At 66.5% G+C, this 25,081-nt stretch carries 25 protein-coding genes and 1 tRNA gene; 20 read left to right on the forward strand and 6 right to left on the reverse strand.

Annotation, left to right across the window (positions count from 1 at the left end; all coding sequences use genetic code 11):
• The first annotated feature begins 100 nt into the window (after positions 1-100).
• The 5 genes from A6E15_RS12330 to A6E15_RS12350 all read left to right on the forward strand — a co-directional run bounded on the left by A6E15_RS12330 (position 101) and on the right by A6E15_RS12350 (position 4,452).
• Complete coding sequence (locus A6E15_RS12330; protein ID WP_076146603.1) at positions 101-871, forward strand: prephenate dehydrogenase; 771 nt, start codon at positions 101-103, stop codon at positions 869-871.
• Positions 864-2,435 carry a small ribosomal subunit Rsm22 family protein gene (locus A6E15_RS12335; RefSeq protein ID WP_076146604.1) on the forward strand — a complete coding sequence of 524 codons (1,572 nt, stop codon included), beginning with the start codon at positions 864-866 and terminating at the stop codon, positions 2,433-2,435. Before A6E15_RS12330 ends, A6E15_RS12335 begins: the two co-directional genes overlap by 8 nt.
• A gap of 63 nt (positions 2,436-2,498) precedes the next feature.
• The gene (gene surE, locus A6E15_RS12340; protein ID WP_076146606.1) at positions 2,499-3,305 is read left to right on the forward strand and encodes a 5'/3'-nucleotidase SurE; all 807 of its coding nucleotides are present in this window, start codon (positions 2,499-2,501) and stop codon (positions 3,303-3,305) included.
• 377 nt (positions 3,306-3,682) lie between these two features.
• Positions 3,683-4,075, forward strand: coding sequence for a helix-turn-helix transcriptional regulator (locus tag A6E15_RS12345; protein WP_076146608.1), 393 nt, complete (start codon positions 3,683-3,685; stop codon positions 4,073-4,075).
• Positions 4,076-4,260: 185 nt separating this feature from the next.
• A complete protein-coding gene (locus A6E15_RS12350; RefSeq protein ID WP_076146609.1) occupies positions 4,261-4,452 on the forward strand; it encodes a hypothetical protein in 192 nt (63 codons plus the stop codon).
• Between the two features lie 77 nt (positions 4,453-4,529).
• Here A6E15_RS12350 and A6E15_RS12355 read toward each other — a convergent pair.
• The 5 genes from A6E15_RS12355 to A6E15_RS12375 form a co-directional block, all read right to left on the reverse strand.
• Positions 4,530-4,632 (reverse strand) — tRNA-Gln (locus tag A6E15_RS12355).
• 99 nt (positions 4,633-4,731) lie between these two features.
• Positions 4,732-5,481, reverse strand: a complete 750-nt coding sequence (locus A6E15_RS12360) for an HNH endonuclease (protein ID WP_076146611.1) — start codon at positions 5,479-5,481, stop codon at positions 4,732-4,734.
• Positions 5,482-5,568: 87 nt separating this feature from the next.
• On the reverse strand, positions 5,569-6,714 hold the full coding sequence (locus tag A6E15_RS12365; protein WP_076146613.1) for a pyridoxal phosphate-dependent aminotransferase: 1,146 nt from the start codon (positions 6,712-6,714) through the stop codon (positions 5,569-5,571).
• Positions 6,711-7,133: a 6,7-dimethyl-8-ribityllumazine synthase gene (gene ribH / locus A6E15_RS12370; protein WP_076146615.1), complete on the reverse strand. Its 423-nt coding sequence runs from the start codon at positions 7,131-7,133 to the stop codon at positions 6,711-6,713. The genes A6E15_RS12365 and ribH overlap by 4 nt, the downstream gene beginning before the upstream one ends.
• A 100-nt stretch (positions 7,134-7,233) precedes the next feature.
• Entirely contained in the window at positions 7,234-8,064 is an 831-nt protein-coding gene (locus tag A6E15_RS12375; protein WP_076146616.1) for a DUF4097 family beta strand repeat-containing protein, read from the reverse strand.
• Between the two features lie 148 nt (positions 8,065-8,212).
• Between A6E15_RS12375 and A6E15_RS12380 the strand changes: the two genes are divergently transcribed.
• The 15 genes from A6E15_RS12380 to A6E15_RS12450 all read left to right on the forward strand — a co-directional run bounded on the left by A6E15_RS12380 (position 8,213) and on the right by A6E15_RS12450 (position 23,256).
• Positions 8,213-9,376: a 5-(carboxyamino)imidazole ribonucleotide synthase gene (locus A6E15_RS12380; protein WP_076146618.1), complete on the forward strand. Its 1,164-nt coding sequence runs from the start codon at positions 8,213-8,215 to the stop codon at positions 9,374-9,376.
• Between the two features lie 64 nt (positions 9,377-9,440).
• Complete coding sequence (locus A6E15_RS12385; RefSeq protein WP_076146620.1) at positions 9,441-10,079, forward strand: AIR carboxylase family protein; 639 nt, start codon at positions 9,441-9,443, stop codon at positions 10,077-10,079.
• A gap of 303 nt (positions 10,080-10,382) precedes the next feature.
• The gene (locus tag A6E15_RS12390; protein WP_076146622.1) at positions 10,383-10,790 is read left to right on the forward strand and encodes an NADH-quinone oxidoreductase subunit A; all 408 of its coding nucleotides are present in this window, start codon (positions 10,383-10,385) and stop codon (positions 10,788-10,790) included.
• Positions 10,787-11,494 carry an NADH-quinone oxidoreductase subunit B gene (locus tag A6E15_RS12395; RefSeq protein WP_076146624.1) on the forward strand — a complete coding sequence of 236 codons (708 nt, stop codon included), beginning with the start codon at positions 10,787-10,789 and terminating at the stop codon, positions 11,492-11,494. Before A6E15_RS12390 ends, A6E15_RS12395 begins: the two co-directional genes overlap by 4 nt.
• Complete coding sequence (locus A6E15_RS12400; protein WP_076146626.1) at positions 11,491-13,146, forward strand: NADH-quinone oxidoreductase subunit D; 1,656 nt, start codon at positions 11,491-11,493, stop codon at positions 13,144-13,146. The genes A6E15_RS12395 and A6E15_RS12400 overlap by 4 nt, the downstream gene beginning before the upstream one ends.
• 1 nt (position 13,147) lies before the next feature.
• Positions 13,148-14,245, forward strand: coding sequence for a complex I subunit 1/NuoH family protein (locus A6E15_RS12405; protein WP_076146628.1), 1,098 nt, complete (start codon positions 13,148-13,150; stop codon positions 14,243-14,245).
• Positions 14,242-14,703, forward strand: coding sequence for a NuoI/complex I 23 kDa subunit family protein (locus A6E15_RS12410; RefSeq protein WP_066300884.1), 462 nt, complete (start codon positions 14,242-14,244; stop codon positions 14,701-14,703). Before A6E15_RS12405 ends, A6E15_RS12410 begins: the two co-directional genes overlap by 4 nt.
• A 41-nt stretch (positions 14,704-14,744) precedes the next feature.
• A complete protein-coding gene (locus tag A6E15_RS12415) occupies positions 14,745-15,017 on the forward strand; it encodes an NADH-quinone oxidoreductase subunit J (protein WP_076146629.1) in 273 nt (90 codons plus the stop codon).
• A complete protein-coding gene (locus tag A6E15_RS12420; protein WP_076146631.1) occupies positions 15,014-15,409 on the forward strand; it encodes a hypothetical protein in 396 nt (131 codons plus the stop codon). The genes A6E15_RS12415 and A6E15_RS12420 overlap by 4 nt, the downstream gene beginning before the upstream one ends.
• Positions 15,406-15,711 (forward strand): NADH-quinone oxidoreductase subunit NuoK, encoded by a 306-nt coding sequence (nuoK, locus tag A6E15_RS12425; protein WP_006181260.1) that lies wholly within the window; start codon positions 15,406-15,408, stop codon positions 15,709-15,711. The genes A6E15_RS12420 and nuoK overlap by 4 nt, the downstream gene beginning before the upstream one ends.
• Position 15,712: 1 nt before the next feature.
• Positions 15,713-17,767, forward strand: coding sequence for an NADH-quinone oxidoreductase subunit L (gene nuoL / locus A6E15_RS12430; protein ID WP_076146633.1), 2,055 nt, complete (start codon positions 15,713-15,715; stop codon positions 17,765-17,767).
• Positions 17,764-19,287 (forward strand): complex I subunit 4 family protein, encoded by a 1,524-nt coding sequence (locus tag A6E15_RS12435; protein ID WP_076146635.1) that lies wholly within the window; start codon positions 17,764-17,766, stop codon positions 19,285-19,287. The genes nuoL and A6E15_RS12435 overlap by 4 nt, the downstream gene beginning before the upstream one ends.
• Positions 19,287-20,813, forward strand: coding sequence for an NADH-quinone oxidoreductase subunit N (locus A6E15_RS12440; protein ID WP_076146636.1), 1,527 nt, complete (start codon positions 19,287-19,289; stop codon positions 20,811-20,813). The genes A6E15_RS12435 and A6E15_RS12440 overlap by 1 nt, the downstream gene beginning before the upstream one ends.
• A 46-nt stretch (positions 20,814-20,859) precedes the next feature.
• On the forward strand, positions 20,860-22,356 hold the full coding sequence (locus A6E15_RS12445; protein WP_076146638.1) for a DHH family phosphoesterase: 1,497 nt from the start codon (positions 20,860-20,862) through the stop codon (positions 22,354-22,356).
• A 72-nt stretch (positions 22,357-22,428) separates the two neighbouring features.
• Complete coding sequence (locus tag A6E15_RS12450; RefSeq protein WP_076146640.1) at positions 22,429-23,256, forward strand: CBS domain-containing protein; 828 nt, start codon at positions 22,429-22,431, stop codon at positions 23,254-23,256.
• Between the two features lie 276 nt (positions 23,257-23,532).
• Here A6E15_RS12450 and gatB read toward each other — a convergent pair whose 3' ends face one another.
• A complete protein-coding gene (gene gatB / locus A6E15_RS12455; RefSeq protein WP_076146641.1) occupies positions 23,533-25,029 on the reverse strand; it encodes an Asp-tRNA(Asn)/Glu-tRNA(Gln) amidotransferase subunit GatB in 1,497 nt (498 codons plus the stop codon).
• Positions 25,030-25,081: the final 52 nt, after the last annotated feature.

A 25,081-nucleotide genomic window follows, 5' to 3' on the forward strand; every position in this document is an offset into this window, starting at 1 on the left:
GCCACGGCGAGTCCGTTCCGAGGGAGACCGCCAGTCGCGGGCAATCTCGGGATCGAACGGATCGAACGGCTTTTGCAACGTCGGGAGGTAGGAGCGGGCGATGGACGTACTGATCGTCGGCGCGGGGTCGATGGGGTCGTGGTTCGGGGACGCGATCGACGCCCGGATCGCGTTCGCCGACGTCGACGACGACGCCGCGGCGGCCGCGGCCGAGACGGTCGGGGGCGAGGTCGCCGACCTCGAGGGGAACCGGACCTACGAGGCGGTCTGTCTCGCGGTTCCGATGACGGCGGTCGCCGACGCGATCGCGGCTCAGGCCGCCCGGGCCGAGCGGGCGATCGTCGACGTTTCGGGCGTGATGACGCCCGCACTCGAGGCGATGGGACGGTACGCAGCCGATCTCGAGCGAGCGAGCCTGCACCCCCTCTTCGCTCCCGAACGCGCCCCCGGCTCGATCGCCGTCGTCCGCGAGCGGGCGGGGCCGGTCACCGACGAGTTGCTGGCCGAACTCGAGACGCGGGGCAACGACCTGGTCGAGACGACGGCGACGGAACACGACGAGGCCATGGAGACGGTCCAGGCGGCGACCCACGCCGCGGTACTGTCGTTCGCGCTCGCGGCGGAGTCGGTTCCCGACGGGTTCGAGACTCCCATCTACGAGGAGTTGGGGACGTTGGCCCGGCAGGTGACCGCGGGCACGCCGCGGGTCTACGCCGACATTCAGGCGACGTTCGACGGCGCGGACGCGGTCGCCGACGCCGCCGCCGCGGTCGCCGACGCCGACGCCGACGAACTCGCCGCGCTCTACCGGGAGGCGGCGGCGAACTGGCACGGAGAGCACGACACCCGGAACGAGTCCGAGAATGAGTGACCAACGCGAAGCCGTCCGATCGAACGCGAAGTACCTGCGCAACGTCCGACCGATCGACCCCGAGGAGATCTGCGAGTACGTGGCGGGCAATCCACATCCCGCGGTGGTCCGGCAACTCCTCCGGGAGGAGGCCGCCGACCTCGGGCTGGTCGAGCGCGACGACGGCACGTTCGTCCCGGTCGAGGACGACCCCGTCCGGCCCCGCCGCGGCCCGGTCGAGCAATTTCCCAGCGAGTACGAGCGCCGCCTCGAGGACCTGTTGGCAGACCGCTACGGACCGAACTGGTTCGAGGGGGTCTCGGGCGACCTGCTGCGGTCGACGATCCGGCGGTTCAAGGCGGATTACCTCGAGGGCCGGTCGGTCGAGTACGACGACGACGTGGCGGCCGGCTACGCGATCTATCACCTGCCGGCCTACTACGCGGCGGTGCAGTACGCGCTCGACGACCTCGCCGACCGGGGGCTGCTGGGGCGGGACCTCCGCGTCCTCGACATTGGCGCGGGGGTCGGCGGCCCCGCACTCGGACTCTGTGACTACCTGCCCGAGGACGCCCTGGTCGACTATCGCGCGGTCGAACCCAGCGCCGCCGCGGACGTTCTAGAGGAACTGCTCGCGGAGACCGGCCGGAACGTTCACCCGACGATCCACCGGACGACCGCCGAGGCGTTCGACCCCGCGGAAGCCGCCGACGGCGAGGGATCGGCCGGATTCGACCCGACCGCGCCCGACGACGGGTTCGACCTCGTGCTGGCCTGTAACGTCCTGAGCGAACTCGAGGACCCCGTCGCAGTCGCGCGATCGGCCCTCGAGACGCTCGCGCCAGCGGGGACTCTCCTCGCGATGGCCCCCGCGGATAAGAACACGAGCGTCGGTCTGCGCGAGGTCGAACGCGACCTCGAGGGCGAGCGGCTGTGGGATCGCGACGAGGTCCCAGTGGACACGGACGACGAGGACGAGAACGACGACGACCCGGCGAAATACCGGCGCGGCGCGGTGACGGTCTACGGTCCCACCGTTCGCCTCTGGCCCGGCGAGACGCCGTCGGACCGCGGCTGGTCGTTCGACGTCCGCCCCGCCCTGGAGACGCCGTCGTTCCAGCGCCGACTCGACGAGGCGACGCCGGCCGACGACGCCGACCACGCCCCCGGCGAGTTCGAGAACGTCGACGTCCAGTTCTCCTACTCGCTGTTGCGCGTCGACGGTCGCCGGCGGATCGAGATGGCGTTAAACACCGGCAAGTGGGCGAAGATGGCCGAGATGGAACGCCACGTCACCGAGCGGATCGATCTGATGGCGGCGAAACTCAGCCGGTCGCTGTCGGACGAGGGGGCGACCGGTCGCGGCGGCGGGCGGTCGAACCCCCTGTTCAAGATCAGCGACGGCAGCGAGGACACCGACCACTACGCCGTCGTCACCAGAGAGACGGCCCTCAATCGGGACCTGCTCGAGGCCGACTACGGCGAGATCTGCTCGTTCGAGGGTGCCCTCGCGCTCTGGAACGACGACGAGGGTGCGTACAACCTGGTCGTCGACGAGGAGACGATCGTCGACCGGGTTGCCTGATCGGTCACGATCGGCGATTGCAGAAGCGGTGGTCTTTTCGCGTCGCCGTCCGACGAGGCCGATATGAGCGACGACCTCGAGATCCTGTTGACGAACGACGACGGGATCGATAGCACCGGCATCAGGGCGTTGTACGATGCCCTCTCGGAACGCGCCAACGTAACCGTCGTCGCCCCGGCCGACGACCGCAGCGCCTGCGGTCGCTCACTCTCCCACGAGGTCGAGGTCGACGAGCGCGAGTTAGGGTATGCGGTCCACGGGACGCCAGCCGACTGCGTCGTCGCGGGGCTGGCCGAACTCGGTCCGTTCCCCGATCTGGTCGTCGCGGGCTGTAACAAGGGCGCGAACCTCGGCGAGTACGTCCTCGGCCGATCGGGGACCATCAGCGCCGCCGTCGAGGCCGCGTTCTTCGACGTCCCGGCGATCGCCACCTCGATGTACGTCCCCGCCGACGGCACCTCGCTGGCCGACACCGACCTGACCGCTGCCGATTACGCCGAGGCGACCCGCGTGACGAGCTACCTGGTCGACCACGCCCTCGGAGCCGGCGTCTTCGATCACGCCGCGTACCTCAACGTCAACGTTCCGGTTGCCGACGGCGAGCCCGCCCCCCTCGAGATCACCCGCCCCTCGAAGCGCTACGAGATGGACGCCGAACGAAACGGCGCACACGTGACGCTCAAAGACCGCGTCTGGGAGAATATGAACCCCGAGTCGCTTCCGGACCCCGAGGGGACCGACCGCCGGGCCGTCGTCGAGGGCCGCATCAGCGTCTCGCCGCTGACGGCACCTCACTCGACGAACGCCCACGAGGCGCTCGACGCGCTCGCCGAGACGTACCTCGAGACCGTCGGTTCGACCGACCACTGAGAACGGTCCCGCGGTTTCGAATCCGCTTCCGACTCGAGGGCGCGGTGAAAGGGCGAACGATAGTAGCCACTGAACGTCAATGCACACCCGATCGCACGACGGCTGTGCGATCGGTTCGTGAATCGTTTCAGTTGTTACTATACTCCCCCTCAGCCGACTGGGGCGTGTCCGGGATCCGTTCGCGTTAGTCGGCGAGCCTGTCGGTCGCTGAAAGTGATAACTGACTTGCGGGTCGCAAGGCCGTCGCTATTCGCCGACGGTCACGTCACGATAGTCATACCGTAACCGACCGTACACACCAATGTCACATAAAAAACATAAAATCAAGGTAGGTGGGCGTTCAAGCTGTGGTAGTCCCAGCGGAGCGTGATCAACACATGGTATTCAATACACTCTGGACGCGGCTCTCCTCTCTCTGGAGCGGTTCGGCCGACGAGGCCCAATCGGACGAGTCCGCAGCGGCGACCGAGGAACCGGACGACGACCCCGACGACGAAACGTTGAGCTACGCCGAAGAGATCGAGTACGGCGTCGACGAAGGAGAACTCCCCGACGAAGACAAAATCCTCAGACTGCTCGTCAAACGCGGCGGCCGCGTCGACCAATCGACCGTCCGCGAGGAGACCGGGTGGACACAGGACCGCCTCGAGGACGTCATCGATCGGATGGAAGACGACGACCAGATCAGCGCGATCACCGTCGGTCGCAAGCGCGTGATCTGCCGGCGCGGGTTCGAACCCAAAGGGTATCGATCCCACCTCAACGAATAGGCGTTACTCGCCGTGACCGTCCGACGACTCGAGCGAGTCGATGATACCGGTCCCCGAGCCATGATCGTGGCACTCGAGACGCGGGGCGATATCGTCCGCCGCGACCGCGTCGTCAGGTCGCCGTCGTCGGGCTATTTCTCGAGTAGAAAGGTTAATTCAGGAGTTCTAACAACCCCACGCTGGGGATGGCACACAGAGACGACGTAACGCGGGCACTCGCAGCGTGTACCGCCTGTGACTCCGTCTACGCCGCGCGACAGTGGCCGGACGGCGAAATCAAGATCATCGGGCAAGAGGGCTGTTCCTGCGGCTCGGCCGACTTCGAACTCGTCGACGACTCGCTCGAGGAATCGGACGAGAACGTCGACACCGGGTAGCGACAGCCGACCGGTGCCGGCGACTCGGCCACCGGGGCTCGAGTCGAGGCCTCCCTAAAATTACAAAATAAATTATATAGTCCCGGGCAGATTCGAACTGCCGTCATGGGCTTGCTTCCGTGACGGAACGAACCGAACACGTCCAAAGGCCCATATGATTGGCCACTACACCACGGGACTCCTCGTTTCACTCGTCGTCCCGTGTCGTTCGCAAATCCATCGGATTTGCTCACCACCACGGGACTTCACTCCCGCATACGAAACCGCCGCACAATAGTGTTACTTTTCGTCGGCGGACGAAACGGCTATTTGACCTTCCTCGGCGCGTCGATGACAGCTCCGACAGAGCGTCACCACGTTCTCCAGTACGTGTGCGTCCTCAGGGTCCTCGAACGACCGGACGGGCTCGAGGTGATGGACGTCCGGATTTCGCTCGAGTTCGTCTCTCCCGACGCCGCAGTGTTGGCACTCGTAGTCGTCTCGCTCGAGCGCCCGTCGTCGAACCCGCCACCACGACCGACCGTATTCGATCGGCCCGCCCTCCCACTGGTGGTGGGCCGGGCCGACGACGTTCGCCGACAGCCAGTCGCCGTAGCACGCGAGCGTACAGAAGAACCCCCGCTCTTGCTCGTCGATCCGCGCCGGTCGCACCTCGAGGTCGTCGCCACAGGACCGACAGGAGACCGTTACTCGCTCCCCTTTCACCGACGGGTTGTCCGGGAGCAGCCCCTCGGCGGCGTCGACGCAGTCCGAACAGTAGACGCCCGGCTTGTCGGACGGATAGTACTCGACCGTCGACCCGCAGCGCTCGCAGTCGGTCCGTTCCGTCGCGTCGCGCCAGTTCCCGTTGTGTTCGCCGACGTTCGGATCGCAGTCGTCGCAGTACTCGCGACGCGCTTTTGGATCGTAGAACTCGAGCCCGCAGCCGCTACACGTCCGGTTCGGAAGCGGATCGCCGTGTACCTTCGTGTGGTGCTGGCGCATCCCTCGTTCGGTGGACGGCGATTTCCCACACGTCGGACACTCCATGCGGAGCGTGGCCGCGGCTTCGTATATAAACCCGCGGCCAATCGTGGTTGACAGAAAAGGCGGTCGTAGTATCGGGTCCAGAAGCCGCTAGAGGTAGCCTTCCTCGGCCAGACGCTCGATCCCCTCCTCGAGTCGCTCCTCGCTCGCCGCATACGAGATCCGCGCGTAGCCGGGCGTGCCGAAGGCGCTGCCGGGGACGGTCGCGACGTGGGCGTCCTCGATCGCGCCCTCACACCAGGCCTGGTCGTCGTCATCTACCGGCACCATCATGTAGAACGCGCCCTCGGGTTCGGCGACGTCGACGCCGTGGTCGTCGAGCAGGTCGACGACGAGGTCCCGGCGATCCTCGAAGGCGTCGACCATCTCGGCGACCGGTTCCTCGGTCTCGAGGGCCTCGAGGCCGGCGTGCTGGACGAAGTTCACGGCCGAGGAGACCGAGTGGCTGTGGAGTTTGCCGGCCTGGTCGATCAGGTCCTCGGGGCCGGCGAAGTAGCCCAGCCGCCAGCCGGTCATCGAGTAAGCCTTCGAGAAGCCGTTGACGGTGACGGTGCGGTCGGCCATTCCCTCGAGGGTGCCCAGACTCGTCGGCTCGACGCCGTAGGTAATCTCCTTGTAGATCTCGTCGGAGATGACGGTGATATCGTGTTCGACGGCCAGATCGCGGACGCCCTCGAGCGCGGCGTCGGAGTAGACCGCGCCGGTGGGGTTCGAGGGGGAGTTGACGACGAGCAGTTCGGTCTCGTCGGAGACGGCGGCTTCGAGGTCCTCGAGCGCGGGCTCGAGCTGGAAGTCGGTCGCGGCGAGGTCGACGCGGGTCAGGTCGCCGCCGGCCATCTTCACCATGGCCTCGTAGGAGACCCACGCGGGGTCTAACAGGACGACCTCGTCGCCGTCCTCGACGAGCGCCTGGACGATCTCGTACAGCGCCTGCTTCGCGCCGGGCGTGACGATGATCTCGTCGGTCGTATGCTCGAGGCCGTCGTCGGCCAGTTTGTCGGCGATCGCTTCGCGCAACTCGAGGATGCCGGCGGAGGTGGTGTAGCCGGTGTGGCCGGCGTCCATCGCCGCCTTGCCCGCCTCGACGATGTTCTCGGGCGTGGGGAAGTCGGGTTCGCCGACCGAGAGGTCGACGACGTCTTCGCCCTCGTTCTCGAGTTCGGTCGCGAGCGCGGAGATGGCAAGCGTTGCGGACGGTTCGACTCGGGAGACGCGATCGGTGAATTCCATCGTCATTGTTGGGAATCGGGATCCGGCAGTTCGTCGACGAGATCGAGTGCCCCCTCGACGGCTTTCGCCGCGTTCTCGACGCGTTCGCGGGCCTCCGCGGCGGACATGCCGGGGCCGGTCACGCCGAGGGTCACGGGCGTGTCACGCTCGAGACTCACGTCGGAGAGCCGCTGGGCGGTGGCGTCGGTGATCACCTGGTCGTGGTCCGTGTCGCCGGTGATGACGGTGCCGACGACGGCGACGGCGTCGACGGCGTCGCGGCGCGCGAGCCGGTCGGCTGCAAGCGGCGCGTCGTACGCGCCGGGGACCTGGACCGTCTCGTACACCTCTGCGCCGGCGGCGGTAGCCGCCTCGAGGGCCTCCTGCTCCATCTGCTCGGTGATCGGGCGGTTGAACTGCGCGACCACCAGTCCGAGCGTGGACATACGCGAGCGGTAGGGAGGGCGGGTAAAAGAGGTACCGTTCTCCGGCGGTCGACGGGGCCGCCCGGCGGCGAACGGAGCGGCCGCGACGCGGCGGACGCGACTACTCCTCGCGCTCGCGTCGTACCGTCACGCTCCCGTTCGTCGTCTCGAGGCGGATCCGCCGGTTGCCGTCGCCGAGCGTCACCGTCGGGTCGTCCTCGCCGTCGCCGCTCACGTCGTCGAACCCCTCGAACGAGACCTCGCCGTTGTCCACCGATGCGGTGACGGTCGCGTCGATCGTCGGCAGGACACGGACGGTGATCGAGCCGTTGGTGTTGTCGGCGGTCAGGTCCCCGCCGTCCGCCGCGAGGGTCGCGTCGATGCTTCCGTTAGTCGTCTCCGTTCGAACGTCGCCGCTGACCTCGGCCACCGTGATCGAGCCGTTGGTGTTCTCGGCGGTCAGATCGCCGTCGACCCCCGCGACGTCGATATCTCCGTTGGTCGTCTCCGCGAGCAACTCGCCGCTCGCGTCCCGGACGGTGACGTCGCCGTTGGTCGTCTCCCCGCGGATCGCGCCCACTCCCGCCGGTACCGTCGCCTCGAGGTCCAGTTTCGGGTCGGGACCGATCAGGAACGGGACGTCCTCGCTGTCGGTTTCGACCGTGAGCCGGCCGTCGCTCCGGTCGGTCTCGAGGGTCAGCGATTCGAGGGACGCCTCCGTCGGGGCGGCCTTGTGGCCGCGGACCTCGATCGCGGTCACGTCGGTACCCCCGTCGACGGTGACCGAGCCGTTACGAGCCGCGAGCGAGAACTCGCTCACCCCTTCGGTATCGAACGTTTCGGTGACGGTCTCCGTTTCCCCCCTCCCGGTCGCGAGACAGCCCGCCAGCGACGCGAGCGCGCCGAGGCTCCCCCCGGCGAGGACCCGGCGTCGTGAGACGTGACGTTGCATACTCGTGTTCGTGCGTTGCCAGCTCCATATATACTCGCTTCGGGTTTCCGACCCGGGTGTCCTTCCCGAGAGTTTTTATAGGAGAACGGGCGCTTCGAGCGAGGGCGTTTGCGAATTCTTAAGCGCGGGCGCGGACAACCGGCGCGCAATGACGACGTTACGGACGCCGGGACCGACGATCGGCGTAGTCGGCGGGGGACAGCTCGGACGAATGCTCGCCGAGGCGGCCGCGCCGCTGGGCGTCGAGGTGCTCGTCCTCGATCCGACGCCGGACTGTCCGGCGTCGCCCGTGGCCCGCGACCAGATCGTCGCCGCGTTCGACGACGAGGCGGCGATCCACGACCTCGCGACGCGGGCCGACGTCCTCACGTTCGAAATCGAACTGGCCGACCAGAACGTGCTGGACCGGGTGAGCGAGGAGACGGGAACGCCGGTCCACCCCGATCCCGCGACCCTCGAGACGATCCACGACAAGCTCGTCCAGAAGCGGGAACTCGAGGCCGCCGGCATTCCGGTCCCGCCGTTTCGCGCGGTCGAAGACGCCGACGATATTCGGGCCGCGATCGACGACTACGGCGCACCGGTGATGCTCAAAGCACGGACCGGCGGCTACGACGGCCGGGGGAACGTCCCCGTCGAGTCGAAAGCCGACGCCGAGGACGCCCTCGAGTCGGTCGCCGGCCCCGCGATGGTCGAGTCGTTCGTCGACTTCGAGCGCGAGGTCTCGGTCATCGCGGTCAAAGGCGACGACGAGGTCGCGACCTTCCCGATCGGGGAAAACATCCACGAGGACGAAATCCTGCGGGAGACCGTCGTTCCGGCGCGCTCGAGCGAGGCCGTCACCGAGCGCGCCCACGCGGTCGCGCGCGACGTACTTGACGTAATGGACGGGCGGGGCGTCTACGGGATCGAACTGTTCGAGACGATCGAGGGCGAGATACTCCTCAACGAGATCGCGCCGCGCCCGCACAACTCCGGCCACTGGACGATCGAGGGCGCACAGACCTCGCAGTTCGAACAACACGTCCGGGCCGTGCTGGGCTGGCCGCTGGGCTCGACTACCCTGCGCTCGCCGACCGTGATGACGAATCTGCTCGGCGACGTGGGCGAGGAACGGCCCGCGCAACTGAGCGACATCGACGACATCCTCGAGACGCCCGCCGCCTCGCTGCACTGGTACGGCAAACGGGACGCGCGGCCGTTGCGAAAGCTGGGCCACGTGACGCTGTCGGCCGCCGACGAAGACGCCGCGGTCGAGGACCTGCTCGAGACCGCGCGCGAGTTAGAGAGCGCGGTCACGTTCCGCTCGTAGCGTCCGTCGACCCCCTCGGTCCGTTTGCCATCGTTTCAAGTCCTTCCCCCGCCGACCGTCCTCCATGAGCGACAGCGTCAGCGACCTGATCGACCGGCTCCACGACGAGGCCACACGGGACCGACCGCCCGCCGAAACCCCGGACGTCGGGATCGTCATGGGCAGTGACTCCGACCTCGAGACGATGATGACCGGCGGGAAGCGCCGCGGGGCCTACGATGCCTTCGTCGAAGAACTCGGCTTCGCCGAGCAGACCGAGTTCGAGAACCCGCCCGCGGAACGGTTTACGTTCGAGACCTACGTCACCTCGGCCCACCGCACGCCGGACTTAATGACGGCTTACGCCGAGACGGCCGAGGAGCGCGGGCTCGAGGTGATCGTCGCCGGTGCCGGCGGGAAGTCGGCGGACCTGCCGAACATGACCGCCTCGATCGCCTATCCGCTGCCGGTAATCGGCGTTCCGGTCCAGGAGAAGTCCGTCGACAGCGTCATCGGGATGCCGACGGGCGCGCCGCTGGTCGCGGTCGACGCCGGGAAGTCGTTCAACGCCGCGCTCTCGGCCGCCCAGATCCTCGCCCGCCAGCACGAGGCGGTGCGTGACCGCCTCGTCGACTATCACGAGGGTCTGCGGGCGGGCGTCGGCGACGTCTCGCAGGAGCTACACGATCGGGGAACGCCGGCGTTCCGGAACCGAGAGGAGTAACTGCCCGAAACACAGCAGTCGGTTCCGGCCCGGACGTTCGCGCTCGACCGCCGTGACCGTTCGGTCAGCCGAATACGTTCGGATGGGAAATGTACGCACTGCTGTCGCCGTGTATCGGCAGATTTGGGACATCCGTAACGAATGCTTACCGATCCGTTCACTGTTCAAGGAGCTATATATAGTATCCAGTGATTATTCACGAAGGTCCGCGTTCGCTGAAGTCGCGTCTCGGCCCGTGTTTCCCCGAAAAACAAAGAATCAACCCTTATGTGCGTGCGGTTTGAAGCCCCGAACGTTACGGAGATGAATGATTGGATCGCCATCGGGGCGCTGGCACTCGTCGGGGTACTGATACCGCTCGGGATGATGTCGGTATCGTCTCTCCTGCGACCCACCGTGCCCGAAACGAGCAAACGCGCCACCTACGAGAGTGGCGAGGTTCCGACCGGCGGCACGCGCATCCGGTTCAATATTCAGTACTACATGGTTGCGCTTCTGTTCGTCGTCTTCGATATCGAGACCGTCCTGTTGTTCCCGTGGGCGGTCGCCTACCAGGATGCCCTCGAGTCGCCGGAGATCTCGCTCGTCCGCGCGCTCGGGCCGATGCTGTTGTTCGTCGGTATCCTGCTGGTCGGACTCGCGTGGGCGTGGCGCACAGGAGCAGTACAGTGGGCCCGAACGGCCGACCAACTGGAGGCTGACAGACAATGAGCAGCGACCAACCACGCCAGTCGATCTACGACAGCACCGCACCGTCGACGGACACCCGCGACTCGCGGATCGGCGAGGGTGCCGACGACCGCTTCAACTCCACGCTTCGGGAGGCCTTCGGCTCCACGCCCTTTATCCTCACGAAGTTCGACAAGTTCATGAACTGGGTGCGGGGCAACTCCATGTTCATGCTCCAGTTCGGGATCGCGTGTTGCAGCATCGAGATGATGCACACCTACGCGATCAAACACGACCTGGACCGCTTCGGAGCCGGCGTGCCGCGGGCCTCGCCCCGACAGGCCGACGTGATGATCGTTCCGGGGACGATCGTCTCGAAGTTCGGCCCCCGAATGAAGCGGGTCTACGACCAGATGCCCGAACCCAAGTTCGTCGTCGGCATGGGCTCGTGTACCATCTCCGGCGGCCCCTTCCAGGAGGGGTACAACGTCGTCAAGGGAGCCGAGGAGATCATCCCCATCGATATCCACGTCCCCGGCTGCCCGCCCCGGCCGGAGGCGCTCGTCTACGGCATCGCGAAGCTCCAGGAACGGATCCGCAACGGCGAGTCCTCGCCCGTCGTGGTCAAGCCCTACGAACTCGAGGAGTTCGGCGACCTGCCACGGGACGAACTCGTCCAGAAGCTCGCCGACGACATCGACGAAGAAGATCTGGTCATGCGCTACAACTGGGCTGATTCGCCATGAGTACGGGACTCGAGCGCGACCCGGCGACCGAAGTATCGGAAGACGACCTCGAGGCGCTGATCGGTGATCGCGCGCTCGCGCGCGACGATCATCTGAACGCGCCGGGGTTCGTCGTCCGGCCGGACGACGTCCAATCGGTCCTCTCGGACCTGCGCGACGAGGCCGGCTTCGACCACCTCGCGAACCTCACCGCACAGCAGTACGCCGACCGGTACGAGTCGATCTACCACCTCCGGAAGTACGCCGACCCGACCCAGGAGGTGTCGGTCGTCGTGCCGACGACCACCGACGACCCGGTCAGCCAGACCGCCGAACCGGTCTTTCGCACCGCCGACTGGCACGAGCGGGAGGCATTCGACCTCGTCGGGATCGACTACGAGGGCCACCCCGATCCGCGACGGATCCTCCTGCCCGAGACGTGGCAGGGCCATCCGCTCTCCCGGGACTACAACCAGGAGAAGCCGCAGTTGGTGACCCTGAGCGAACACGCCAACCCGGTCCAGCCGGACCACCACGACGACGAGTCGGACACGATGTTTCTCAACATCGGTCCCCACCACCCGGCGACCCACGGCGTCCTCCACATCGAGACGGTCCTGGACGGCGAGACGGTCGTCGACGTCGACCCCGACATCGGCTACCTGCACCGCTGTGAGGAGCAGATGTGCCAGCAGGGGACCTACCGACACCAGATCATGCCCTACCCCGACCGCTGGGACTACGTCTCGGCCGGCCTCCTCAACGAGTGGGCCTACGCGCGCACGGCCGAGGACCTCGCGGACATCGAAGTCCCCGAGTACGCGCAGGTCATCCGGACGATGGGCGCGGAGCTGTGCCGGATCGCCTCGCACATGCTCGCACTCGCGACCTTCGCGCTGGACGTCTACGGCGACTTCACCGCCATCTTCCAGTACGGCATGCGCGACCGCGAGGTCGTCCAGGACATCTTAGAGGACCTGACCGGCCAGCGACTTATGTTCAACTACTTCCGGCTGGGCGGGGTCGCCTGGGACCTGCCCGAGCCCCGCGAGGAGTTCGTCGAGAAGACCCGCGACTTCCTCGACGGGCTGCCAGCCAAGGTCGACGAGTACCACGACCTGCTGACCGGCAACGAGATCTTCCAGATCCGGACCCACGACACCGGAATCCTGGAACCGGAAGTGGCCAAACAGTACGGCTGTACCGGCCCCGTCGCCCGCGGTTCCGGCATCGACTACGACCTCCGTCGTGACGACCCCTACGGCTACTACGACAACCTCGAGTGGGATGTCGTCACCGAGGACGGCTGTGACAACTACTCTCGGGTCCTCGTGCGCATGCAGGAAGTCGAGGAGTCCGCGAAGATCATCGAGCAGTGTCTCGACCTGCTCGAGGACTGGCCCGAGGACGAACGCACCGTCCAGAGCAACGTGCCGCGGACGCTGAAGCCGGACGCCGACACCGAGATCTATCGCGCCGTCGAAGGTGCGAAGGGCGAACTCGGGATCTACATCCGCTCGGACGGCACCGACAAGCCGGGTCGGTTCAAGATCCGGAGCCCGTGTTTCCACAACCTCTCGGCACTGCCCGAGATGTCCGAAGGCGAGTACATCCCGGACCTGATCGCCTCGCTTGGCAGCCTCGACATCGTTCTCGGGGAGGTGGACCGCTAGTATGTCCGGCGCACAGACAGCGACCGCGACGCCGGCGCTGCCGCTGCAGGACACGGTCTTGCTCCCCGAGCGGATCGGCGAGCTGACCGGCCTCGACGGATTCGGGCTCGGCGGCGAGTTGCTCGCGGCCTTCCTCGCGGCCTTCCTCATCGGGAACCTGATGCTGGCGATGACCGGCGTCGCGGGGCCGTGGGCGAAGCGAAAGATCACCGCGGCTTTCACGGACCGGATCGCCGTCAACCGGCTCGGACCGGCCGGCCTCTTCATCATCGTCGCGGACGCAGTCCGGCTCCTGTCGAAGGAGCTGGTGATCCCGGAGAACGCCGACCGCCCGGCCTACGACCTCGCGCCGATCGTCGTCGCGTCGTCGGCGCTTTTGGGCTTTGCCGTCATCCCGATGGGGAACGGGATCCACCTCGCGGACCCCGAAGTCGGGCTGGCGTACGTCTTCGCGGTCTCGGGGATCGCGAGTCTGGGTCTGGTGATGGCCGGCTACGCCTCGGCGAACAAGTACTCGATGCTCGGCGGCCTCCGCGCGGTGGCACAGAACATCGCCTACGAGATCCCGCTGGTCATCACCGGAATGTCGGTCGTGATTTTCTCGGGGTCGCTGCAGATGGGAACGATCGTCGCCGAGCAACACGACACGCTCGTGACGATCGCCGGGATCGACATCCCGACGTGGTACGCGCTGATTAACCCCTTCGCGTTCGTCCTCTTTCTGGTGGCGAACTTCGCGGAGGTCGGTCGCAACCCCTTCGACACGCCGGAGGCACCGACCGAGATCGTCGCCGGCTATCAGACCGAGTACTCCTCGGTCTACTTCGTGTTGATCTACCTCGGGGAGTTCCTCCACATCTTCCTCGGCGGCGCGATCATCGCGACGATCTTCCTCGGCGGCCCGGCCGGCCCCGTCCTGCCGGGCATCGTCTGGTTCATCATCAAGATCTGGGCGGTGTTCTTCGCGACCCAGTGGCTGCGCTCGGCGGTGCCACGCGTTCGAATCGACCAACTGATCGAGATCGGCTGGAAGGGCCTGCTCGTGTTGGCCTTCGCCAATCTCGTGCTGACCGCGGCGATCGTGGGGCTGATAGCATGATCGGGATACTCAAATCGATGGCAACGACGATGAAACACGCACTGGACGGCTCCACCTTCACCGTGGAGTATCCTGAGACCGCACCCGACGTCTCGCCCCGGTTCAGGGGCGTCCACAAGTTCAGTCAGGAGCGGTGTATCTGGTGTCGCCAGTGTGAGAACGTCTGTCCGAACGACACGATTCAGATCGTGATGGACGACCAGCGAAACGGCGAACAGTACAACCTCCACATCGGACAGTGTATTTACTGCCGATTGTGCGAGGAGGTCTGTCCCGTCGACGCCATCCTCCTGACGGAGAACTTCGAGTTCACCGCGGACACGAAACACGACTTCGTCTACAACAAAGAGCAGTTGAAAGCGGTACCGTGGTACAAGGACATCGACCCGCTCGCCTCCCGCGAACCCGATCGCGGCGCGTGGGTCGGTGAAGGCGAGGGGGAGGTCGACTACCAGTAACGGGTCCGCCCGTCCCGTAAACGGGCACTATCAACACAACCATGAACTACGAGCTGATCGCGTTCGCGCTGTTTGCCGTCGTGACGCTTTCCAGCGCGGTGGGTGTCGTGCTCATGCAGGACCCGTGGCATTCGGCGCTCCTGCTGGGCGTGGCGCTGCTCAGCGTGGCGGTCCACTACGTGATGCTGGCGGCCGAGTTCGTCGCCATGATGCAGGTCCTCGTCTACGTCGGCGGGGTCCTCGTCCTCATCACGTTCGCCGTCATGCTGACCCAGCGCGACGACGCCGATACGGACGAGGTGGTACAGGCATGACGACCGGCCCGAAACTCCGACTCGGCAAGACGCTAGTCCCGGGACTGCTCGCCGTCGGACTGTTCGCCGTGATGGCGTTGATCACCTTCAACGCCTCGTTCGGCGGTATGACCGGGTTCCCCGAGGGGATCTCGGTCACGGCCGAACTCGGCTACGCGCTCTTTGGCTACGACGAACTGCAAACGGTCGGCGGGACCGAACCGTTCCTCGCCGCCGTCTTGCTCGTCGCCGTCGCGTTAGACGCCGCGCTCGACGCCTCGCTCGTCCTCGCGAAACGCGAGGACGGAGGCGAACCCGTTTCCGCCCTCTCGAGTACGGACGAGGCCTCGAGCGAGGGGCCGGAGACGGCCGTCGCCGACGGAGGCACGGAGACCGGAGGTGACGGTCGATGACCGTCGACGTGCAGTACTACGTGCTGTTGTCGATGGCGGTGTTCTGTATCGGTCTCTTCGGCGTCCTGACGCGCCGTAACGCACTGTTGTTCCTGATGTCCGTCGAGTTGATGCTGAACGCGGCCAACATCAATCTGATCGCGTTCGCGTTCTATCACGGCAACCTCACCGGCCAACTGTTCGCGCTGTTTACGATGGCGCTTGCGGCCGCCGAGGTGGCCGTCGGACTCGGGATCATCCTGGTGCTGTACCGCAACTTCCGTGACGTCGACGTCACGGTACCGACGACGATGAGGTGGTAAGATGGCAATGGCATCAGATCCGTTCGGATTCGCACCGGCGATCGCAGTGTTCCCGCTCGTGGCGTTCGTGATCACGCTCCTGTTCGGTCGGCACTTGCCGAAGAAGGGCGCGCTGCCGGGCATCATCGCGACCGGTGGGTCGCTCGTCGTCTCGCTGGTGATGGCAGCGGCCGTCGCGGGCGGCGGCGAACATCACGCACAGCTGTACGAGTGGACGGCCGGCGCAGCGGCGAGCGCAACCGGCGCGGAGACGGTCGCCTTTACGTTCGGGATCCTGATCGATCCGCTCTCGGCGCTCATGCTGGTGATCGTCTCGCTGGTCGCCCTGCTCGTCCACGTGTTCAGCCTCGGCTACATGAACGCCGAAGGCGAGACCGGACTGCCGCGATACTACGCCGAACTCGGACTCTTTACCTTCAGCATGCTCGCGTTCGTCTTCGCGGACAACCTGCTGATGGCGTTTATGTTCTTCGAGCTCGTCGGCCTCTGTTCGTACCTGCTGATCGGGTTCTGGTTCCGCACGGAATCGGCCCCCTCGGCCGCGAAGAAAGCGTTTCTGGTCACCCGCTTCGGTGACTACTTCTTCCTGATCGGGGTCGTCGCCATCGCGGCGACGTTCGGCACTGTCGGCTTCGCCGGCGAGGGCTCGTTCGTCACGGCCGCCGAGACGGCGATCGAGGACGGGACGACGCTGTTCGGCTTCGACGCCCAGACGTGGGTGACGATCACCGGACTGCTCGTGCTGGGCGGGGTGCTCGGCAAGTCCGCGCAGTTCCCCTTCCACACGTGGCTGCCCGACGCCATGGAGGGGCCGACCACCGTCTCCGCGCTCATTCACGCGGCGACGATGGTCGCAGCCGGGGTCTATCTGGTCGCCCGGATGTTCGGCTACTACGCTCTCTCGCCGACCGCGCTCGCGATCATCGCCTTCGTCGGCGGCTTCACCGCCCTGTTCGCGGCGACGATGGCCGTCGTCAAAGACGACATCAAGCAGGTGCTTGCCTACTCAACGATCAGCCAGTACGGCTACATGATGCTCGGGCTGGGCGTCGGCGGCTACGTCGCCGGCGTCTTCCACCTGATGAACCACGCCTTCTTCAAGGCCCTCCTGTTCCTCGGTGCCGGTGCCGTCATCATCCTCATGCACCACGAACAGGACATGTGGAAGATGGGCGGTCTGAAGGACAAAGCGCCCGTCGTCTACTACACCTTCCTTGCCGGCGCGCTCGCGCTCGCGGGGATCGTCCCCTTCTCCGGCTTCTGGTCGAAGGACGAGGTGCTGTTCGACGCGCTGGCGGTCGGCCTCTCCGAGCCGGTCATCCTCGCGGCCTACGCGATGGGGCTGGGGGCCGTGTTCTTCACCGGCTTCTACACGTTCCGGATGGTCTTCCTGACTTTCCACGGTGAACCCCGGTCCGACACCGCCGAGGACCCCCACCCGGTCGGGTGGGCGGTCAAGCTCCCGCTGCTCGCGCTCGGAACCCTCGCCGCCGTCGCCGGCCTCGTGAACATGGCCCCGATCGCGAAGCTCGCGGGGATCGACATCACGTTCCTCGAGTTCTGGCTCGACGGCGAGTACGGCTCCGTCGAGGGACTGACCTATCACGCGTACCACGAGACGGTCGCCGAGATGGCCTTCGAGGAGAGCTACATCGGCTCCGAGACGACGACGATGCTCCTGAGCGCGGGTCTCTCTCTCGGGCTCGCGCTCGCCGGCGCGGTCACGGCGCACACGCTGTACAACGTGCCCGACCCGGACCGCCACACGACGAAACTCGGCGGCGTCTACGGCGTCCTGAAGCGCAACTACTACCAGGATGAGTACCAGGTCTGGCTCGCGGAGGGCCTGACGCTGCCGCTGGCGCGGGCGGCCGACCGGTTCGACCAGACCGTCATCGACGGGGTGGTCAACGGCACGTCGACGATCAGCCTGTTCGGAAGCGACTGGGTGAAACGGATCCAGACGGGAATCGTGACTAACTACGCGGCGCTGTTGGTGGGCGGGTTCATCGCCTTACTGCTCGTCCTCGGCTATCTCGGAGGGTGGTTCGCATGATGATCGAAGCACTGATCGCGGTCGCACTGATCGGCGCGCTCGTGACCTTCGTCGCGCCGAATCGCATCGCCGGCAAGCTCGCCTTCGCCATCAGTCTCGTGCCGGCGGCCCTGTCGCTGTGGCTGTTCGCGGCCTTCGACGGCAGCGGCAACGCCCTCCGGAGCGGCGAACTGGCCTTCGAATCGCAGGCGGCGTGGCTCGAGATCGGCGACTACTCGATCTCGTGGTTCGTCGGCCTCGACGGGATCAGCCTCCCGCTGGTGGTCCTGACGACGATCCTCTGTACGCTCGCGATCGTCAGCTCCTGGACCCCGATCGACGAGCGCCAGTCGCAGTTCTACGGGCTGATCCTCTTCATCGAAGCGATGCTGATCGGCGTCTTCTCGGCGCTGGATTTCTTCCTCTGGTTCGTCTTCTGGGAGGCGGTCCTGATCCCGATGTACCTGCTGATCGGGATCTGGGGCGGCCCGCGCCGGAAGTACGCCGCGATCAAGTTCTTCGTCTATACGAACGTGGCGTCGCTGGTGATGTTCGGCTCGTTCGTCGCCCTGGTCTTCGGGCTGGGCGACGTGACCTCCTTCGCGCTACCGGAGGTCGCGACCGCGATGCTGGAGGGCGGCCCCAACGGCCTCTTCGGGCTCAGCGGGACGACCCTCGCGTCGGTCGTGTTCATCGGGCTGTTCCTCGGCTTCGCGGTGAAGGTGCCGATCGTCCCGTTCCACACGTGGCTGCCCGACGCCCACGTCGAGGCCCCGACGCCGGCCTCGATCCTGCTGGCCGGCGTCCTGCTGAAGATGGGGACCTACGCCCTGCTGCGGTTCAACTTCACGATGTTTCCCGACCAGGTCGAGACCTACGCGGTGCCGATCGCGGCGATCGCCGTCATCAGCGTCATCTACGGCGCGATGCTGGCGCTTGCCCAGACCGACTTAAAGCGGATCGTCGCCTACTCGTCGGTCTCGTCGATGGGCTACGTCATCCTCGGGCTGGTCGCGTACACCCAGTTCGGGGTCGGCGGGGCGACCTTCCAGATGATCTCCCACGGCCTGATCTCCGGGCTGATGTTCATGGCCGTCGGCGTCATCTACAACGCGACCCACACGCGGATGGTCACCGACATGTCCGGGCTGGCAGACCGGATGCCGATCGCCGTCGGCGTGCTGATCGCCGGCGCGTTCGGCTACATGGGGCTGCCGCTGATGAGCGGCTTCGCCGCCGAGTACTTCATCTTCTTCGGCTCCTTCGGCTCGGAGATGCTGTCGTACTCGGCGCTGTTCACATCGCTGGCGATGTTCGGCATCGTCATCGTCGCGGGCTATCTCCTGTTCGCGCTCCAGCGGACCGTCTTCGGTCCGTATCGACTCGAAACCGACTACGAGGTCGGCCGCGCACCGGCTCACGACGTCGCGTCGCTGATCGTGTTGCTCGGACTCGTCGTCCTGCTGGGCGTGGCCCCCGACCTGATCTTCGACATGATAACCGACGCAATCGATCCGATCGTTCAGGGAGGTGACCTCTGATGGCGGTCGTCGACCTGCCCCAGTGGCTGGCGCTGGCACCGGCGCTGATACTCGCCGTGACGGCGCTCGTCCTGTTCGCGTTCGATAGCATCAACCCCGGCTCGACGAACCGGACCGTCCTCTCCGGGACGACCGTGATCGGCGCGCTGGCCTCGCTGGCCGTCGCCGTCTGGTACGCCGCCGCCGGCGTCGGCGCGACGGGAATCGAGAACTACGGCGTCATCGACATCATGGGCGGCCAGTTCGTCGTCGACCAGCTGGCGCTGTTCTTCATGATCGTCGTGGCGATCGTCACCGCCTTGGTCGCGGTCGCGAGCCACGACTACCTACGGGACCACGCCTACCAGGCCGAGTACTACTCGCTAATCGTCCTCGCGGCGACCGGAATGTCGATGATGGCCGCCTCGAACAGCCTCGTGACGGCCTTTATCGCACTCGAGCTGACGAGCCTGCCGTCGTACGCGCTGGTCGCGATCCTCAAGGACAACCGCGGCAGCGTCGAGGCCGGCCTGAAGTACTTCCTGATCGGCGCGCTGTCGTCGGCGATCTTCGTCTACGGCGTCAGCCTGGTCTACGGCGCAACCGGCTCCCTGCAACTCGAGTCGATCGCGGCGAACCTCGGCGCGGCCGGCGAACTGGGCGGGCTACTCGGTCTGGGCATCCTGATGCTGATCGGCGGCGTCGCGTTCAAGACCGCCAGCGTCCCGTTCCACTTCTGGGCCCCGGAGGCCTACGAGGGTGCGCCCGCGCCGGTCTCCGCGTTCCTCTCCTCGGCCTCGAAGGCTGCCGGCTTCGTGCTGGCGTTTCGCGTGTTCACGACCGCGTTCCCGCTCGAGGCGACGACGGCGGTCATCGGCGTCGACTGGACGTGGGCGTTCGTCATCCTGGCGATCGTCACGATGACGCTCGGCAACTTCGCGGCGGCGACCCAGGAGAACGTCAAGCGGATGCTCGCCTACTCCTCGATCGGCCACGCCGGCTACGTGCTGATCGGGCTGGCGGCGCTTTCGACGCCGTCGGGCGACCTCGTCATGGGTGCGGCCATGATCCACCTGTTCGTCTACGGCTTCATGAACACGGGCGCGTTCCTGTTCGTGGGGCTGGCCGAACACTGGGGCGTCGGCCGCACCTTCGAGGACTACAACGGGCTCGCGACCCAGGCACCGGTCGCCTGCGCCGCGATGGCCGTCTTCATGTTCAGCCTCGCGGGTATCCCGCCCTTCGGCGGGTTCGGGAGCAAGTACCTCCTGTTCATTCACACGATCGAGGCGGCGGCCGAGAACACCGCGCTGCTCGCCGCCGCCGCGGCGCTCGTGATCAACAGCACGCTCTCGCTGTACTACTACTCCCGGCTCGTCAAGGCGCTGTGGATCGAGGAGCCGCTCCGCGAGCGGGACGCGCTCGCGAAACCGACCGGCCTCTACGCGGCGATCGTCGCCGCCGCCGTCGTGACCGCGGTCATCCTCGCGGCCTTCGGTCCGATCACCGACGTCGCGACCGAGGCTGCCGCGACGGTCGTCGGCTGAGCCGCACCCGGTAGCTTTTACCCGACGGGGTCGCAAGCCGCGACAAATGGGTTTCCGGCTCGTGCTCGGCTGCGGCTCCGTCTGTCGGGGGGTCATCGACCGCCTCTCCGAGCGCGACGGTCGACTGCTCGTCATCACCGACGACGAGGGAATCGTCGAGACGCTGCGTGACGAGAGCGTCCCGGCACGCAACGGCGATCCGAGCGATCCCGCGACCGTCGCGAGCGTCGATCGGCCGGACGTGATCTTCGTCGGTAGCGACCGCACCGACGTCAACCGGGCCGCACTCGAGGCAGCGCGCGATCGGTTCCCCGGGGCTGCGGTCGTGGCCTATCTGGGCGGCAACGCGACGGCCGCGGACCGCGAGCGCTTCGACGATCTCGCAGACACGGTCGTCGACCCCGCGGGCGCACTGTCCGATCGGGTCCTCGCGGAGACGGCGAGCCGGTCGGCCGAGTCGGCGATCGAACTCCGGGACCGGCTCGCTGGGATCGACGGCCGACTCGCGGTGATCGCCCACGACAACCCCGATCCCGACGCGATCGCCAGCGCGACCGCGCTGGTCGACATCGCCGAGTCCGTCGGCGTTCCGGCCGACGCCTGCTACTTCGGCGACATCTCCCACCAGGAGAACCGCGCGATGGTCAACCTCCTCGAGTTGGATCTGCGGAACCTCGGGTCGGCGGAGTCGCTCGAGGAGTACGCCGCGTTCGCGCTGGTCGACCACTCCCGGCCGGGGGTCAACGACCAGCTCCCGACGGAGTTGCACGTCGACATCGTCATCGACCACCACCCGCCGCGCGGACCGGTTCCCGGCGATTTCGTCGACCTCCGTCAGGGCGCGGGCGCGACCAGTACCGTCCTGACCGAGTACGTCGAGCGGTTCGATCTCGAGTTCGACCCGTCGACTGCGACGGCGCTTTTGTACGGCATCCGGGTCGATACGAACGACTTCACCCGCGAAGTCTCCCCCGCAGACTTCCGGGCCGCGTCGGTGCTGTCGCCCCACGCGGACGCGTCGGTCCTGCGCCAGATCGAACAGCCGTCGCTCGAGGGCGACACCCTCGACACGATCGCGCGGGCGATCAAGAACCGGGTCCAGCGCGACTCGGTCGTGGTGGCAAGCGTCGGCCGGATCGGCGATCGGGACGCGCTGCCCCAAGCCGCCGACCAACTGCTCGCGATGGAGGGCGTCGAGACGACGCTCGTCTTCGGCTTCAACGACGAGATGGTCTACGTCTCGGCCCGGTCGCGGGCCGCCGACGTCGACCTCGGCGAGACGCTTCGGGACGCGTTCGACCGGATCGGCAGCGCCGGCGGCCACGCCGACATGGCCGGCGCACAACTCGAGATCGGTATTCTGGGCAGCGCCGACGACGAAGCGGAGATCGAGTCGATCGTCAGCGTCGTCGAAGAGGTGATCGCGAACCGCTTCTTCGAGGCGATCGAGACGCGGCCGGGGGTCCCGGTCGGGGCCTACACCCAGACAAGCGAATGGCTGTTCACGAAGCGCGGCAAACCGGACGGCGGCGAGTCGGCGTGAGCGCGTGACGGGGGCGGCTGCGACGGGGCGTCAGTGACAGTACTTTTGCGCGCGGCCGCCGTCCGTTCGCGTATGGAGGTCGTGTCGGACCGAACGAAGCCCAAGGTCAAAGACTACATGACGCGCGACGTCGCGACGGTGTCGCCGGACGAAACCGTCGGCGAGGTGTCGACCCGGATCGCGGAGAGCGAGGAACACAGCGGCTTTCCGGTCTGTGAGCGCCGCCGCGTCGAGGGCTTCATCAGCGCCCGCGACCTGTTGCTGGCCGACGACAGCGATCCGATCTTTACCGTGATGGCGACCGATCTGCTGGTTGCCCATCCCGACATGAAGGTGACCGACGCCGCCCGGGTCATCCTCCGGTCGGGCATTCAGAAGCTCCCCGTCGTCGACGACGCGGGCAATCTCGTCGGAATCATCTCCAACGCCGACGTGATCCGCAGCCAGATCGAGCGGGCGACCCCCGAGAAGGTCGGCAAACTCAAACGCACGCTCGAGCAGATCCACGAGATCGAGCTCACGGAGGAACGCCGGACCGTCGCCCTCGCCGACCTCACCCCCACGCAGGGTCGGGTCTACGCCGACGAACTCGAAGGCCGCCGATACGAACTCGAGCGGGGGCTGGCCGAGCCGCTGGTAGTCATCGACAACGACGGCACGCTCTTGCTGGCCGACGGCCACCACCGCGTGCTGGCGGCCGACCGACTGGGAATCGACGAGATGGACGCCTACGTCATCGTCATCGATCACGAGATCGATCTGGGGATGGCACGGACGGCCGAGAAAGAGAACCTAGAGCGGATCGACGACATCGAGGCCGTCGACTACGCGCGACATCCGCTCGTCCAGACGACGAAGCGGCTCCAGTCCGACGGTAGCGGAACGGACGACGAGAAGTAGCGCGGAACCTTCCCCTCGAGTTCGACCCGACGTAACTGGTTCACGTCGCCCGGATCCGCACGCCTACCCGTCAGTTCGCCCGCCTTTTTCTCGTCGAGTTTTTCGCTCCGCTCGCAACCGCTCGAGAAAAATCCGTCCGACGAGAGTCGTACTCTCGCTGACCTTGCCTCGTTGCACTCGGCAAGAGATCAAAAAGCCGACCGCTCACTGACTCACGGGCACTGCCCGTTCGTCTCTCCGCGGCGCGATGCGCCGTGCGTCGCTCGCGGCCGGTAATTACCCGTCCAACTCCGCCCGCAGCAGCTGGTTCACGTCGCCCGGATCCGCACTCCCACCCGTCTTCTGCATCACCTGTCCGACCAGGAAGTTGATCGCGCCCTCGTCGCCGCTCTCGTAGTCGTCGACGGCGTCGGGATTCTCGTCGATCGCCTCGACGACGGCCCGCTCGACCTCGTCCTCGCCGGTCTTGCCCAGTCCTTCCGCCTCGACGATCTCGTCGGGCGCGTTCCCGTCGTCGAGCATCGATCGAAGGACGGTCTCGCGGGCGTTTTTGGCCGTGATCTCGTCCTCGGCGACGAGTTCGACCAGCCGCGTGATCTCCTCGAGGCGGCCCTCGATCTCGGTGATCTCGATGTCGCGGTAGTTGAGTTCGCCCAGCAGGTTGTCCGCGACCCACGTCGCGGCGAGGTCGGGATCGAACTCGCCGGCGACGTCCTCGTAGAAGTCCGCGACCTGTTTCGTGGAGGTGAGTTTGGACGCCGCTTCCTCGCTCAGGCCGTACTCGTCCTGGAACCGCTCGCGGCGGGCCGAGGGGAGTTCGGGAATCTCGATTTCGTCTTTCCAGCCCGAGACCCGCAGCGGCGGCAGGTCGGACTCCTCGAAGTAGCGGTAGTCCTTCTCTTCTTCCTTCGAGCGCATCGAGACCGTGATGCCCCGACTCTCGTCCCAGTGGCGGGTCTCCTGCTCGACCGCGCGACCGCGCTGGATGGCGTTTTTCTGGCGGGTCTCCTCGTAGGCCAGGGCCTTCTCCGCGCCCTTGTGACTCGAGATGTTCTTGACCTCGGTACGGTTGGCCGACTCGAGGACCGCCGTGTCGATCTCGTCGGTGTCGTCGCCGTCGATCTCCGCGGCGGGGATGATCGAGAGGTTGGCGTCGATCCGCAGGCTACCGTCGCGGTCGGCGTCGAAGACGCCCAGGTACTCCAGTACTTCCTCGAGTTCCGCGAGGAACGCCCGGACCTCGCCGGGGCTGCGAAAGTCCGGCGCGGTGACGATCTCCATCAGCGGCGTTCCGGCGCGGTTGTAGTCGACGAGGGTGTACTCCGCGGAGTCGATGCCGCCACCGCCGCCGACGTGCTGGAGGCTGCCCGGGTCCTCCTCCAGGTGGGCGCGCTCGATCGCGACGGTCCGGCGCTGGCCCTCGACGGCGATCTCGAGTTCGCCCGCCTGACAGATCGGCTCGTCGTACTGGGTAATCTGGAAGTTCTTGGGGAGGTCGGGGTAGTAGTAGTTCTTCCGGTGGAACCGGGTCTCCTCGGGAATGTCGGCGTCGATCGCCTTTCCGATCTTGACCGCGGCTTCGACGGCGCCCTCGTTCAGCACCGGCAGCGACCCCGGCAGGCCGAGACAGACCGGGCAGACGTTCTCGTTGGGCTCGTCGGTCGGCTCGGTCGAACAGCCACAGAAGATCTTCGTGTCGGTCTCCAGCTGGACGTGGACCTCGAGCCCGATGACGGTCACGAGGTCGCCCTGCTGGACGGTCTGGGCAGTCATTAGGCCTCGATTCGGGCTGGTGGGGGTAAAGCGTAACGACTGGCGGACAGCG

It is taken from the genome of Natrinema saccharevitans (assembly GCF_001953745.1).
Taxonomy (GTDB): Archaea; Halobacteriota; Halobacteria; order Halobacteriales; family Natrialbaceae; genus Natrinema; species Natrinema saccharevitans.

Bases quoted from the DNA above. Each gene is read 5' to 3' on its own strand.
- A6E15_RS12330 (WP_076146603.1), top strand. From the start codon at position 101: ATGGACGTACTGATCGTCGGCGCGGGGTCGATGGGGTCGTGGTTCGGG.
- A6E15_RS12335 (WP_076146604.1), top strand. From the start codon at position 864: ATGAGTGACCAACGCGAAGCCGTCCGATCGAACGCGAAGTACCTGCGC.
- surE (WP_076146606.1), top strand. From the start codon at position 2,499: ATGAGCGACGACCTCGAGATCCTGTTGACGAACGACGACGGGATCGAT.
- A6E15_RS12345 (WP_076146608.1), top strand. From the start codon at position 3,683: ATGGTATTCAATACACTCTGGACGCGGCTCTCCTCTCTCTGGAGCGGT.
- A6E15_RS12350 (WP_076146609.1), top strand. From the start codon at position 4,261: ATGGCACACAGAGACGACGTAACGCGGGCACTCGCAGCGTGTACCGCC.
- A6E15_RS12360 (WP_076146611.1), bottom strand. From the start codon at position 5,481: ATGGAGTGTCCGACGTGTGGGAAATCGCCGTCCACCGAACGAGGGATG.
- A6E15_RS12365 (WP_076146613.1), bottom strand. From the start codon at position 6,714: ATGACGATGGAATTCACCGATCGCGTCTCCCGAGTCGAACCGTCCGCA.
- ribH (WP_076146615.1), bottom strand. From the start codon at position 7,133: ATGTCCACGCTCGGACTGGTGGTCGCGCAGTTCAACCGCCCGATCACC.
- A6E15_RS12375 (WP_076146616.1), bottom strand. From the start codon at position 8,064: ATGCAACGTCACGTCTCACGACGCCGGGTCCTCGCCGGGGGGAGCCTC.
- A6E15_RS12380 (WP_076146618.1), top strand. From the start codon at position 8,213: ATGACGACGTTACGGACGCCGGGACCGACGATCGGCGTAGTCGGCGGG.
- A6E15_RS12385 (WP_076146620.1), top strand. From the start codon at position 9,441: ATGAGCGACAGCGTCAGCGACCTGATCGACCGGCTCCACGACGAGGCC.
- A6E15_RS12390 (WP_076146622.1), top strand. From the start codon at position 10,383: ATGAATGATTGGATCGCCATCGGGGCGCTGGCACTCGTCGGGGTACTG.
- A6E15_RS12395 (WP_076146624.1), top strand. From the start codon at position 10,787: ATGAGCAGCGACCAACCACGCCAGTCGATCTACGACAGCACCGCACCG.
- A6E15_RS12400 (WP_076146626.1), top strand. From the start codon at position 11,491: ATGAGTACGGGACTCGAGCGCGACCCGGCGACCGAAGTATCGGAAGAC.
- A6E15_RS12405 (WP_076146628.1), top strand. From the start codon at position 13,148: ATGTCCGGCGCACAGACAGCGACCGCGACGCCGGCGCTGCCGCTGCAG.
- A6E15_RS12410 (WP_066300884.1), top strand. From the start codon at position 14,242: ATGATCGGGATACTCAAATCGATGGCAACGACGATGAAACACGCACTG.
- A6E15_RS12415 (WP_076146629.1), top strand. From the start codon at position 14,745: ATGAACTACGAGCTGATCGCGTTCGCGCTGTTTGCCGTCGTGACGCTT.
- A6E15_RS12420 (WP_076146631.1), top strand. From the start codon at position 15,014: ATGACGACCGGCCCGAAACTCCGACTCGGCAAGACGCTAGTCCCGGGA.
- nuoK (WP_006181260.1), top strand. From the start codon at position 15,406: ATGACCGTCGACGTGCAGTACTACGTGCTGTTGTCGATGGCGGTGTTC.
- nuoL (WP_076146633.1), top strand. From the start codon at position 15,713: ATGGCAATGGCATCAGATCCGTTCGGATTCGCACCGGCGATCGCAGTG.
- A6E15_RS12435 (WP_076146635.1), top strand. From the start codon at position 17,764: ATGATGATCGAAGCACTGATCGCGGTCGCACTGATCGGCGCGCTCGTG.
- A6E15_RS12440 (WP_076146636.1), top strand. From the start codon at position 19,287: ATGGCGGTCGTCGACCTGCCCCAGTGGCTGGCGCTGGCACCGGCGCTG.
- A6E15_RS12445 (WP_076146638.1), top strand. From the start codon at position 20,860: ATGGGTTTCCGGCTCGTGCTCGGCTGCGGCTCCGTCTGTCGGGGGGTC.
- A6E15_RS12450 (WP_076146640.1), top strand. From the start codon at position 22,429: ATGGAGGTCGTGTCGGACCGAACGAAGCCCAAGGTCAAAGACTACATG.
- gatB (WP_076146641.1), bottom strand. From the start codon at position 25,029: ATGACTGCCCAGACCGTCCAGCAGGGCGACCTCGTGACCGTCATCGGG.